This is a genomic window from Paraburkholderia saeva (genome assembly GCF_907164555.1).
In the GTDB taxonomy this organism is placed as follows: Bacteria; Pseudomonadota; Gammaproteobacteria; order Burkholderiales; family Burkholderiaceae; genus Paraburkholderia; species Paraburkholderia saeva.
Map to the genome: position 1 here is coordinate 286,211 of NZ_CAJQZC010000006.1, position 12,954 is coordinate 299,164.

11 protein-coding genes are annotated in these 12,954 nt (G+C 62.6%); all 11 read right to left on the reverse strand.

What is annotated here, in order from left to right; translation table 11 throughout:
• Positions 1-45 precede the first annotated feature (45 nt).
• Positions 46-339 (reverse strand): LapA family protein, encoded by a 294-nt coding sequence (locus LPA36_RS18425; RefSeq protein WP_228879632.1) that lies wholly within the window; start codon positions 337-339, stop codon positions 46-48.
• Positions 340-559: 220 nt separating this feature from the next.
• Positions 560-883 (reverse strand): integration host factor subunit beta, encoded by a 324-nt coding sequence (locus tag LPA36_RS18430; RefSeq protein ID WP_090528992.1) that lies wholly within the window; start codon positions 881-883, stop codon positions 560-562.
• Between the two features lie 22 nt (positions 884-905).
• Positions 906-2,621: a 30S ribosomal protein S1 gene (gene rpsA / locus LPA36_RS18435; protein ID WP_090528989.1), complete on the reverse strand. Its 1,716-nt coding sequence runs from the start codon at positions 2,619-2,621 to the stop codon at positions 906-908.
• A 165-nt stretch (positions 2,622-2,786) separates the two neighbouring features.
• Positions 2,787-3,473 (reverse strand): (d)CMP kinase, encoded by a 687-nt coding sequence (gene cmk, locus LPA36_RS18440; RefSeq protein WP_228879634.1) that lies wholly within the window; start codon positions 3,471-3,473, stop codon positions 2,787-2,789.
• A 46-nt stretch (positions 3,474-3,519) separates the two neighbouring features.
• Positions 3,520-4,824 carry a 3-phosphoshikimate 1-carboxyvinyltransferase gene (gene aroA / locus LPA36_RS18445; protein WP_228879636.1) on the reverse strand — a complete coding sequence of 435 codons (1,305 nt, stop codon included), beginning with the start codon at positions 4,822-4,824 and terminating at the stop codon, positions 3,520-3,522.
• A 12-nt stretch (positions 4,825-4,836) separates the two neighbouring features.
• Positions 4,837-5,778, reverse strand: a complete 942-nt coding sequence (locus tag LPA36_RS18450; protein ID WP_228879639.1) for a prephenate dehydrogenase — start codon at positions 5,776-5,778, stop codon at positions 4,837-4,839.
• 45 nt (positions 5,779-5,823) lie between these two features.
• Positions 5,824-6,942: a histidinol-phosphate transaminase gene (gene hisC / locus LPA36_RS18455; protein ID WP_228879642.1), complete on the reverse strand. Its 1,119-nt coding sequence runs from the start codon at positions 6,940-6,942 to the stop codon at positions 5,824-5,826.
• 60 nt (positions 6,943-7,002) lie between these two features.
• Positions 7,003-8,085, reverse strand: a complete 1,083-nt coding sequence (gene pheA, locus LPA36_RS18460; protein WP_228879644.1) for a prephenate dehydratase — start codon at positions 8,083-8,085, stop codon at positions 7,003-7,005.
• Positions 8,086-8,135: 50 nt separating this feature from the next.
• Positions 8,136-9,218, reverse strand: coding sequence for a 3-phosphoserine/phosphohydroxythreonine transaminase (gene serC / locus LPA36_RS18465; RefSeq protein WP_228879647.1), 1,083 nt, complete (start codon positions 9,216-9,218; stop codon positions 8,136-8,138).
• Positions 9,219-9,407: 189 nt separating this feature from the next.
• The gene (locus tag LPA36_RS18470; RefSeq protein ID WP_228879761.1) at positions 9,408-10,025 is read right to left on the reverse strand and encodes a DUF2059 domain-containing protein; all 618 of its coding nucleotides are present in this window, start codon (positions 10,023-10,025) and stop codon (positions 9,408-9,410) included.
• A 128-nt stretch (positions 10,026-10,153) separates the two neighbouring features.
• Positions 10,154-12,790, reverse strand: coding sequence for a DNA gyrase subunit A (gene gyrA, locus LPA36_RS18475; protein WP_456095332.1), 2,637 nt, complete (start codon positions 12,788-12,790; stop codon positions 10,154-10,156).
• Positions 12,791-12,954 lie beyond the last annotated feature (164 nt).

Here is a 12,954-nt window from a genome sequence, read left to right on the forward strand (position 1 = left end):
GTTGGACGCCAGCGTGCGCCGACGGCGCACGCGGCAGGAAGAAAACTAGATCAGCGGCGGCAGCGGCGGTTCTTCGACAACCACAGGCGTTTCGCGCGCGACGCGCAGTTCCCGTTTCAGACGACCGTTTTCAAGCCGCAGGCGAACCATGGCCGGCATCGACGACAGCAGCCCCGCCAGCAGCCCGACGACGAAGAACGCGAGACCGATCAGGATCAGTGGCGCCTGCCACGCGTAGCCCGCGAGGAAATTCAGCGTGGCGGGTTGCGTATTGGCGAACGCGAGCACCAGCAGCAGCACGAACACCAGAACGCGGATCAACCAGACGATAAATTTCATGAGTTAGTCTCTTGACGGCAGTTGCAGGATGACGCCGGCCTGATGACGCGTCGCGCCACGGAATTGCCCGCGCCGAAGTGACCCGTATTGTAATTGAAGCGTTCCCCGTGAGGCACGAACCGCCGGGCAATGACAGTCGACACAGACGAAAAAAAAGCGCCCGAAGGCGCTTTTTCTGGTCTTTGCCGTCTGCACTGGACGCTGACGACGCTGCTGAATCTCACAGATCGTCGTCTGGCGACTCGGCCTTCAACGGCTCGCCCGCGCGACCATCGACGCGTTCACGCAATTCCTTGCCAGGCTTGAAGTGCGGTACGTACTTCTCAGGTACCAGCACCTTTTCGCCCGACTTCGGATTGCGTCCGACGCGGGAAGGACGGCGGTTCAAGCCGAAGCTGCCGAAGCCACGAATTTCGATGCGATGACCGTTGGCAAGCGCCTCCGACATCGCATCAAGCATCGTCTTCACCGCGAAATCCGCATCTTTAAGTACAAGTTGCGGAAATCGCGTAGCCAGCTGGGCGACCAATTCCGATTTGGTCATACTGCAGCAGACCCCTTAAGGCTTACTGGTTCTGGCCGTCGAGCTTGGCCTTCAGCAGCGCGCCGAGGTTCGTCGTGCCCGTTGCAGCCGAGCTCGAATCCGACGAAGCCAGGCCGCGGATCGCTTCCTGTTGCTCTGCCGAATCCTTGGCCTTGATCGACAGGTTGATGCCACGCGACTTGCGGTCGATGTTGATGATCATCGCATTGACCTTGTCGCCGTCCTTCAGGACGTTGCGTGCATCTTCCACGCGGTCTTGCGACAGTTCCGAAGCGCGCAGGTAGCCTTCGACTTCCGCCGACAGCTGAACCACAGCACCCTTCGCATCTACCGTCTTGACCACGCCGTCGACGATCGAACCCTTGTCGTTCATTGCAACGAAGTTGCTGAACGGGTCGCCTTCGAGCTGCTTGATACCCAGCGAAATGCGTTCCTTCTCGACGTCGATGCCAAGAACGATGGCTTCGACTTCGTCGCCCTTCTTGTACTTGCGAACCGCTTCTTCGCCCGTTTCGCTCCACGACAGGTCCGACAGGTGAACCAGACCGTCGATGCCGCCCGGCAGACCGATGAAGACGCCGAAGTCGGTGATCGACTTGATTGCGCCTTGCAGCTTGTCGCCCTTCTTGAAGTTACGGCTGAAGTCGTCCCACGGGTTCGGCTTGCATTGCTTCATGCCGAGGCTGATGCGGCGGCGGTCTTCGTCGATTTCGAGAACCATGACTTCGACTTCGTCGCCCAGCTGAACAACCTTCGACGGTGCAACGTTCTTGTTCGTCCAGTCCATTTCCGACACGTGAACCAGGCCTTCGATGCCCGATTCCACTTCGACGAATGCGCCGTAGTCGGTGATGTTGGTGACCTTACCGAACAGGCGCGTGCCCGACGGGTAACGGCGGGAAATGCCTTCCCACGGATCGTCGCCCAGCTGCTTGATACCCAGCGAAACGCGGTTCTTCTCTTGATCGAACTTGAGGATCTTCGCGGTGACTTCCTGGCCAACCGACAGCACTTCGCTCGGGTGACGCACACGACGCCATGCGATGTCGGTGATGTGCAGCAGGCCGTCGATACCGCCGAGGTCCACGAACGCGCCGTAGTCGGTGATGTTCTTGACCACGCCTTCCACGATCGCGCCTTCCTTCAGCGTTTCGAGCAGCTTTGCGCGCTCTTCGCCTTGCGTGGCTTCGATCACAGCACGGCGCGACAGCACGACGTTGTTACGCTTGCGGTCGAGCTTGATCACGCGGAATTCGAGGGTCTTGCCTTCGTACGGGGTCGTGTCCTTGACCGGACGCGTATCGACGAGGGAGCCCGGCAGGAATGCGCGGATACCGTTGACCATGACGGTCATGCCGCCCTTGACCTTGCCCGTGATCGTGCCGGTCACGAGTTCGTTGTTGTCGAGGGCCTTTTCCAGCGACAGCCACGAAGCCAGACGCTTCGCCTTGTCGCGCGACAGGATGGTGTCGCCATAGCCGTTTTCCAGCGCGTCAATCGCGACGGAAACGAAGTCGCCCGCCTGCACTTCTACCTCGCCCGCGTCGTTCAGGAACTCTTCGAGCGGGATGTAGGCTTCGGACTTGAGACCAGCATTCACGACCACGAAGTTGTGGTCGACACGCACGACTTCGGCGGAGATCACTTCGCCAGCGCGCATGTCCTGCTTGGTCAGCGACTCTTCGAACAGAGCCGCAAAAGATTCGGTATTCGGGGTAGAGGTTTGCAGGTCGGACATAAAAATCAGAAGTTGCGGGTTTTCGCGCTGCCTGCCGGCCGGAATGACCAGCGAATTCGCTGAGACGAATATGGCAAAAAGACGAATGCCACGCGGGGTTAAGGGGTTAAAACACGCTTCGCGACGATTCGCGGAGCTCCTACGGCACTACAACTGCGTATTGCGTCAGCTTTTTACCACTACGCTCTGGTACCACTGCACCACCTGATCGACCGCCTGGTCGACCGACAGCGACGAAGTATCCAGAAGCCTTGCATCCGCTGCGGGCTTAAGCGGCGCGGCTGCACGCTGGCTGTCGCGCTCGTCGCGGGCACGCAAATCCCGGAGCAAGTCATCTATATTAGCAGAAATTCCTTTTTGGATCAATTGCTTATGCCGCCGCGCGGCGCGGGCCTCCGCGCTGGCCGTCATGAACACCTTCAGCGTCGCGTCCTGGAAGATCACCGTACCCATGTCGCGACCGTCCGCGACGAGCCCCGGTTCCTTGCGAAACGCCCGCTGACGCGCCACCAGTGCGGCCCGCACGGGCGCGTGGACGGCAATTGCCGAAGCGCGGTTACCGATCTCTTCCTTGCGGATCTCAGCTGAAACATCCACGCCGTCGAGTTGCGCGAGCCCCTCACGGAACGTGATGTGCAGGTCGTCGATCAGCGCGGTCAGCGCGTCGGCGTCGTCGGCCTGGATGTCGTAGCGGAGGCTCGCCAGCGCGGCCAGCCGGTACAGCGCGCCGCTGTCCAGCAGGTGGAAGCCGAGATGCGCGGCAACCAGCGCTGCCACGGTGCCCTTGCCGGAGGCGGTCGGGCCGTCGATCGTGATGACGGGCGTCTGGTGAAAGGGACGGATCGGTTTCATCTAGCGTCGCGCGTCAGGTCGAATGGGGTCAATTCGGTGTTCGTCTTCAGGATTGGGCGAGCGCCATGAAGCGCTCGAAATAGTCGGGGAAGGTCTTGCCGACGCACTTCGGATCGTTGATGCGCACCGGCACGCCGCCCAGGCTCACCAGCGAGAAGCACATCGCCATGCGGTGGTCGTCGTACGTGTCGATCACCGCGTTCGGCGTCAGCTTCGCGGGCGGCGTGACGACGAGATAGTCTTCGCCCTCCTCCACCTTCGCGCCCACCTTGCGCAGTTCGGTCGCCATCGCGGCGATCCGGTCGGTTTCCTTCACGCGCCAGCTGGCAATATTGCGCAGCGTGCTCGTGCCGTCGGCGAACAGCGCGGCCACCGCAATCGTCATGGCCGCGTCCGGGATCAGGTTGAAGTCCATGTCGATCGGGTCAAGCTTGCCGTGATCGTTGCCGATGCCGCGCACCTCGATCCAGTCGTCGCCCATCGACACGTTCGCGCCCATGCGCATCAGCGCGTTCGCAAAGCCGACGTCGCCCTGGATGCTCGCCCGCCCGACGCCTTCCACGCGCAGCGGCCCTCCGCCAAGCGCACCTGCCGCGAGGAAATACGATGCCGACGACGCATCGCCTTCCACCATGATCTCGCCCGGCGACTGATAGCGTTTGCCCGATGGCACCGTGAAGCGCTGCCAGCCGAGGCGCTCGACCTCGATGCCAAAACGCGCCATCAGCTTGATCGTGATGTCGATATAAGGCTTCGAAATCAGTTCGCCCTCGACGTCGACGATCGTCACGCCACTCTCCGTTTTCAGAAGTGGCAGCGTCATCAGCAACGCGGTCAGGAACTGGCTCGATACGTCGCCGCGCACGCGGATCGGCGCGTCTGCCGCGATACTGCCCGAACGGATGCGCAGCGGCGGATAGCCTTCGTTTTCCTCGTAGTCGATCTTCGCGCCGATCTGCCGCAGCCCGTCGACGAGATCGCCGATCGGCCGCTCATGCATGCGCGGCACGCCGTGCACCCGGTAGTCGCCGCCCTGCACGGCCAGCGCCGCGGTCAGCGGACGCACCGCCGTGCCGGCGTTGCCGAGGAACAGGTCGGCCGTCTTCGCCGTAAACGCGCCGCGTGTACCGGTGACCACGCAGGTGTCGCCGTCGCGCCTGAGCTTCACGCCGAGTTGCTCGAGCGCGGCCAGCATGACGCGCGTGTCGTCGGAATCGAGCAGGTTCGTGATCGTGGTTTCGCCCTCGGCGAGCGAAGCCAGCAGCAGCACGCGATTCGAAATGCTCTTCGAGCCCGGCAGACGGATCGTGCCGGACGCACGGGAAAAAGGTCCGAGATCGAGATGTTCCATGAGTGTGTCCTGTTATTTCGAGGCGTCGCCGGTCGCGACCTTCGCGCCGCCGCGTTCCTGCCATTCGGTTCGTGCCACGCGCGAGCGGGCGAAGACCGCTTCAAGCGCGGCACCGTCGCCGGCTTCGATCGCGGCGCGCAGGCGCGTCAGCACGGCCGTGTAGTCGTCGAGTTCGTCGAGCAGCGCGGCGCGGTTCGCCACACAGATGTCGCGCCACATTTCCGGGCTCGACGCCGCGATGCGCGTGAAATCGCGAAAACCGCCGGCGGCGAACGAAAACTTCAGCGCGGCGTCCGGCGAATTCAGAATCTGTTCGACGAGCGCAAACGACAGCACATGCGGCAGATGGCTCACCGAAGCGAGCACGCGATCATGCTGCCCCGGCGACATGTCCGACACGGTCGCACCGGCCGCTCGCCACATCGCGGCGACGCGCTCCACGTCCCGCGGATCGTTTTCCGGCAACGGACACAACACGACGTTGCGGCCGCCGTACAGATCGGGCAACGCGGCGTCGACGCCGCTCGATTCGCGGCCGGCGATCGGGTGTCCGGGCACGAACTGGCCGATGCGCGCGCCGAGCGCGGCACGCGCGGCGGCCACCACATCGGACTTCGTGCTGCCGGCGTCGGTGACGATGGTCGCGTCGTCGAGAAACGGCGCGATGCGCTCAAGCAGCGGCTGGGTTTGCGCAACTGGCGCCGCCAGCAACACGAAATCGGCGCCGGCAAGCGCCGCGCGCAGCGCCGCGTCGTCGGCGAGCGCAGCGCTTGCGTCGATCACGCCCAGTTCGAGTGCGCGCGCCGTCGATGCCGCCGAGCGGCCCACGCCGGTCACGCTTCGCGCGCCAGACACGCCGCTGCGCTCGCGCAACGCGCGCGCGAGCGATCCGCCGATCAGACCGACGCCAAAAATCACGAGCTTGTTAAAGGAAAACGCGGTCACAGCGGTCACAGAAAAAGCGCGCCTGTATCAGCACGCGGTAACAAATTGGACCGCTCAGCTGGCAGCGGCGGCGAGAGTCTTTTCGAGCGCGGCGATGAACGCCGCGTTTTCGGCGGCCAGGCCGATTGTGACGCGCAGCCACTGCGGCAACCCGTAGTTGCCGACCGGACGCACGATCACGCCCTGCTTGAGGAGGCCGAGGTTCACGCGGTTGCCGGCGTTGTCGTCGCTGCCGACGCGCACCAGCACGAAATTACCGTCCGACGGCACATATTCGAGGCCAAGCCGCTCGAACGCTTCGGTCAGCACCCGATAGCCCTGCGCGTTAAGCGTTGCGCTTTCTTCGAGGAACGCCTGGTCGTTCAGTGCAGCGACCGCTGCGGCCTGGGCGAGCGTGTTCACGTTGAACGGCTGACGCAGACGGTTCAGCAGGTCGGTCAGTTCCGGCTGCGCGATAGCAAAGCCGACGCGCAGACCGGCAAGGCCGAACGCCTTCGAGAAGGTGCGCGACACGAGCAGATTCGGATAACGACGCACCCACGCGATCGAGTCGTAGCGCTTGTGCGGCGCGAGGTACTCTGTGTACGCCTCGTCGAGCACGACGGCGACGTTGCGCGGCACCTTGTCGAGAAACGCTTCGAGTGCCGGGCCATCGATATACGTACCCGTCGGATTGTTCGGGTTTGCGACGAAGACCAGACGCGTATCGGCGGTGATCGCCTCGAGCATCGCGTCGAGATCGTGACCGTACTTCACGGCCGGCACGACGATCGCGCGCGCGCCGAGGCCCTGCGTCGCCAGCGCGTAGACGGCGAACGAATACTGCGCGTAGATGATCGACTGGCCCTTTTCGACGATCGCGTGCGCCGCGATTTCGAGGATGTCATTGCTGCCGTTGCCGAGCGTGATCCATTCGGCGGGCACGTCGTAGCGTGCGGCCAGTGCCGCTTTCAGTTCGAACGCATTGGAATCCGGATAGCGGCCGAGTTCGGCTGCCGCTTTCACCATCGCCTGCTTCGCCGATTCGGGCATGCCGAGCGGGTTTTCGTTCGACGCGAGCTTCACGATGCGCGCTTCGTCGAGGCCAAACTCGCGGGCAACTTCCGAAATCGGTTTGCCGGCGACGTAAGGCGCGATTTCGCGCACATAGGAAGGTCCGAATTGCGATGTCATGAGTAACTCCAGATCGACTTTGCCAGCTGGCTGAACGGGTAAAAGGGTGATGCGGCGATATCAGCGCGAGCGCGGATACGAGCCGAGAATCTTCAGGAAGGCAGCCTTCTTTTCGAGGTCCGCGAGCGCTTCCACGACGGTTGCGTCGTCGCGATGGCCTTCGAAGTCGATGTAGAAGTAGTACTCCCACGTGCCGACCCGTGCCGGTCGCGACTCGAAACGCGTCATCGATACGCCGTGCCGCGCGAGCGGTTCCAGCAGTTTCACGAGCGCACCCGGCTCGTTCTTGACCGACAGGATCAGCGAGGTCTGGTCGTTGCCGCTGACACCCGCCGGTTCCTTGCCGATCATCACGAAGCGCGTACGGTTGTGCGGATCGTCCTGAATCAGGGCGTAGGCGACCTGCAGGCCGTAATGCGTCGCCGCGCGATCGCCGGCGATGGCCGCGATCGTCGGGTCTTCCGCGGCCATGCGCGCGGCCTCGGCGTTACTCGCCACCGCCTGACGTTCGAGATGCGGCGCGTTGGCCGTGAGCCAGCGCTGGCATTGCGCGAGCGCCTGCGCATGCGCGCAGACGCGCGTCACGCCGGTCAGGCCGCCATTGAGCGACAGCAGGTTGTGATGAATCGGCAACGCAAGCTCGCCCCCAATCACCAGTTGCGTCTGCAACAGCAGATCGAGCGTGCGCGACACGGCGCCTTCCGTCGAATTCTCGACCGGCACGACGCCGAACTCGGCCGCGCCGGCTTCGACCGCACGAAACACTTCGTCGATCGACGGACACGGCAGCCCTTCGATCGATTGCCCGAAGTACTCGTGCATCGCCTGTTCGCTATACGTGCCGACCGGGCCGAGATACGCGGCGCGGATGGTTTTTTCGAGCGCGCGGCTCGCGGCCATGATCTCGCGCCAGATCGCGCTGATGTGATCGTCGGCGAGCGGCCCGTCGCTCATGCCCTGCAGGCGCGCGATAACCTGCTGCTCCCGCTCCGGACGAAACACCGGCGCGTTGAAATGCTTCTTCACCTCGCCCACTTCGAGCGCAACCGCAGCCCGCTGGTTGAGGAGGGAAATCAGTTGCGCGTCGATCGCGTCGATGCGGTCGCGCAACGGTTTGAGTCTTGAATTAAGTTCGTCGTCCATGCGTGAAAACGGCCCTGCCGGAGAATACGGAAAAGGATGCGCGCCAGGAATCAGGCGCTGCGTTGTTCGAATTCCTTCATGTACTCGACGAGCGCCTTGACGCCTTCGAGCGGCACCGCGTTGTAAATCGACGCCCGCATGCCGCCGACGGACTTGTGGCCCTTCAGCTGCACCAGCCCGCGCGCTTTCGCGCCGGCCAGGAAATCTTCGTTGCGCGCCTCGTCGGCGAGGAAAAACGGTACGTTCATCCGCGACCGGGCGTTGCGCTCGACCTTGTTCAGATAGAAGCGGCTTGCATCGATCGTGTCGTAAAGCAGCTTCGACTTTTCGAGATTGCGCGCTTCCATGGCCGCAAGGCCGCCCTGCTTCTTCAGCCACTTGAACACGAGCCCGGCGATGTAGATCGCGTACGTGGGCGGCGTGTTGTACATCGAATTGTTTTCGGCGACGGTCTTCCATTCGAACGCCGACGGACAGATAGCGAGCGCGCGATCGAGCATGTCCTCGCGCACGATCACCACCGTGACGCCGGCCATACCGATGTTCTTCTGCGCGCCGCCGAACAGCACGCCGTACTTCGCGATGTCCATCGGGCGCGACAGGATGTGCGACGACGCATCCGCCACCAGCGGAATATCGCCGAGATCCGGAATCTCGAAAGTTTCGACGCCGTGGATCGTCTCGTTCGTGCACAGATGCACATAAGCCGGATCGTCCGACAGCTTCCATTCCGCCACCGAAGGCGCCCGTGTGAAACCGTCTGCCGTCTGGCCCGACGCGGCGATGTGAGCGGCGCCGTACTTCTGCGCTTCCTTCAACGATTTCTGCGACCACGAACCGGTGATGACGAAATCGATGTCCTTGCGTGCGCCGAGCATGTTCATCGGCACGATCGCGTTTTCGCCGAGACCGCCGCCCTGCAGAAACAGGATGCGATGACTGGCCGGCACGGCGAGCAGTTCGCGCAGATCCGTGAGCGCCTCTTCATGGATCGACATGAATTCTTTCCCGCGATGACTCATTTCCATCACGCTCATGCCGCTGCCGTTCCAGTCGAGCATTTCAGCCGCCGCCTGGCGCAGGACTTCTTCGGGCATGGCCGCCGGTCCGGCGGAGAAATTAAAGACGCGCATCTTGAAAACCCCGGAAGCAGGCGCGTCGCAGAAACTGCGGGATTGCGCGCCTGAAAAGAAAATGGCCGTCTGCGCGTGCGCGCAAACGGCCATTATCGCACTGACACTGGCAACCCGCCAAACCCGGACGCCCTCAGGGCGCCCCTGTATGACCGGTTGCGGCAGCGCCGGCTGAGCCTGTCGACCCGCTTACTTCGTGGCGGCGGCCGGCTTGACCGAAGCGACTTCCTTGTCAGCCTGGTCGCGCGTTGCCTTGATCGATTGCGGCATGTACTTCTGCATCAGACCGTTCACGACGTCACGGCCCACCTGGTCTTGCACCTGGATGAACTTGCGGCCCGTCGGGCTCTTGTAGAACGCCGTCAGATCCTTGATTTCCTGCGTGCTGTAGTACTTCGCGTACGCGTCGTACTGAGCCTGCATCGCGTCCTGGCGGAACGAGTCCGTTGCGAATACCTGACCTGCCGAGTCAACCAGCTTCGGCACCGTGTTCTTTTGCAGCGTCGGGACGGAAGCCTGCTTCTGCTTGTCCGTCAGCGACTTGTTTTCCGACAGGGCGTCCGACAGGATCGCCGGAACCAGTTGCTTGGCCTGCATTTGCGCGCTGTTACCGATTGCGCCGACGAGCTTCTGCGCGTCGATCGCGTCCAGCAGATCCTTGATCGCAGCCTGCTTGGCCGGATCAACCGGTGCGGCGGCAGTTGCTGCTGCGGCCGGAGCGGCCTGCTGGGTTTGAAGTGCTTGCGCCATCGCGAGAGTCGGAACGAAAGCGGCCAGCAACATCAACTGTTTGAATCGTTTTTGCATCATTACTCCCTAAGAGAAATAGATCGAACTACCTGCCGCCCGAACCGCGCCGCAACCTCACAGGTCGGCGCAGATTCGTGCAGCTTGTTCATCCGTTACGTACACATTACCCACGAGGTCAGCGCAGATCAGGCTGCGCCGCCCTCATCACCGTTCGTATCGACATCGGCGGGACCGTCGGCGTCGCCTTCGAGTTCGACATCTGCTTCCGCCTCGGCAACCTGCTGGAGACCTGAAAGCTTCGTGCCCTCATCAAGGCTGATGAGTGTAACACCTTGCGTTGCGCGTCCCATCTCACGGATTTCCGACACGCGCGTACGAATCAGCACGCCCGTGTTGGTGATCAGCATGATCTGCGCTTCAGGATCGACGAGCGTTGCGGCGACGACCTTGCCGTTACGCTCCGAGGTCTGGATCGCGATCATGCCCTTGGTGCCGCGGCCATGACGCGTGTACTCGGTAATCGGCGTGCGCTTGCCGAAGCCGTTCTCGGTTGCGGTCAGGACAGACTGCTGCTCGTCGCCGGCAACGAGGAGCGCGATAACCTGCTGCCCGTCGTCCAGCTGCATGCCGCGCACGCCGCGCGCCTCGCGACCCATCGGACGCACGTCGTTTTCGTCGAAACGCACCGCCTTGCCGGAATCCGAGAACAGCATCACATCGTGCTGACCATCGGTGATCGCGGCGCCGATCAGGTAATCACCGTCGTCAAGACCGACCGCGATAATACCCTTGCGCAGCGGACGGCTGAACGCTTCCAGCGGGGTCTTCTTGACCGTGCCGAGCGCCGTCGCCATGAAGATGAAGCGGTCGGCCGAGAATTCCTTGACCGGCAGCACCACCGTGATCTTCTCGCCGTCCTGCAGCGGGAACATGTTGACGATCGGACGGCCGCGCGAATTCCGCGAGCCCTGCGGCACCTCATACACCTTCACCCAGTACACGCGGCCGCGGTTCGAGAAGCACAGGATGTGATCGTGCGTGTTCGCAATGAACAGCGTGTCGATCCAGTCGTCTTCCTTCATCGACGTCGCCTGTTTGCCGCGACCTCCGCGCTTCTGGGCACGATATTCGGACAACGGCTGCGATTTCACGTAACCCGCATGCGACATGGTGACGACCATGTCCTGCGGCGTGATCAGGTCTTCGGTGTTCAGCTCGGTCGCGTTCAACTCGATGCGCGAGCGGCGCGCATCGCCAAATTCGGCGCGGATCGACGTCAGTTCGTCGACGATGATCGCAGTAATGCGCTCCGGCCGCGCGAGGATGTCCAGCAGATCGGCGATCTGGGCCATCACTTCGCGGTACTCGCCAATGATCTTGTCCTGCTCGAGACCCGTCAGGCGTTGCAGACGCATCTGCAGGATTTCCTGCGCCTGCACGTCCGACAGACGGTACAGGCCATCCGTCTGCATGCCGAACGCCGGATTCAGGCCGTCCGGACGATAGGCCTCACGGCCACCCGCGGACGCGTTCTCGGTTTCGGCGCGCGACAGCATTTCACGCACGAGCGACGAATCCCACGGACGCGCCATCAATTCCTGCTTCGCGATCGGCGGCGTCGGCGCGGCCTTGATGATCGCGATGAAGTCGTCGATGTTCGCGAGCGCGACTGCCAGGCCTTCCAGCACGTGGCCGCGTTCACGGGCCTTGCGCAGTTCATATACAGTGCGCCGCGTCAGCACTTCCCGCCGATGCGACAGGAAGCACGTCAGCATTTCCTTCAGGTTCAGGAGCTTCGGCTGGCCGTCGACGAGCGCGACCATGTTCATGCCGAACGTGTCCTGCAGCTGCGTCGCCTTGTACAGATTGTTGAGGATCACCTCAGGCACTTCGCCGCGCTTCAGCTCGATCACGACGCGCATGCCGCTCTTGTCGGATTCGTCACGGATGTCGGAAATGCCTTCCAGCTTTTTCTCGTTCACGAGCTCGGCGATGCGCTCCAGCAGCGAACGCTTGTTCACCTGATACGGCAACTCGTCGACGATGATCGCCATGCGCTGGCCGCGATCGATTTCCTCGAAGTGGGTCGTGGCGCGCATCACGACGCGGCCACGGCCGGTGCGATAGCCGTCACGCACACCCGCGACGCCGTAGATGATGCCGGCGGTCGGGAAATCCGGCGCGGGGACGATCTCGATCAGCTCGTCGATCGTGGCTTCCGGATTTTTCAGCAGATGATGACAGGCGTCGACAACCTCGTTCAGGTTGTGCGGCGGAATGTTCGTAGCCATCCCGACCGCGATACCGGACGAGCCATTGATCAGAAGATTGGGGATGCGCGCCGGCAGAATGGCCGGCTCGTTTTCGCTGCCGTCGTAGTTCGGCTGGAAGTCGACCGTTTCCTTGTCGATGTCTGCGAGCAGCTCGTGGCCGATCTTCGCCATGCGGATTTCGGTGTACCGCATCGCCGCGGCGTTGTCGCCGTCGACCGAACCGAAGTTACCCTGCCCATCGACGAGCATGTATCGTAGCGAGAAGTCCTGCGCCATCCGGACGATGGTGTCGTAGACAGCCGTGTCGCCGTGCGGGTGATATTTACCGATCACATCGCCGACAATACGCGCTGACTTCTTGTAGGCCCGGTTCCAGTCGTTGTTGAGTTCGTGCATCGCGTACAGCACGCGCCGGTGCACCGGCTTCAGGCCATCGCGGACATCGGGGAGCGCACGCCCCACGATTACGCTCATCGCGTAATCGAGATACGAACGGCGCATTTCCTCCTCTAGGGAGATTGGCAGAGTCTCTTTAGCGAATTGATCCATTATCCGTGTCTTTTACATGCAAGGACGGCCACCTGAAACCCAGGATGAGCCGGCTTCGCGTAGACGCTGCAGACGCAACGCATCACGCGATTCTAACATGCCCGGCATCCGTGCCCGCCGGGGGTACGTATACCTATTAGGGAGAGGACCGGGAACGGCTCCTG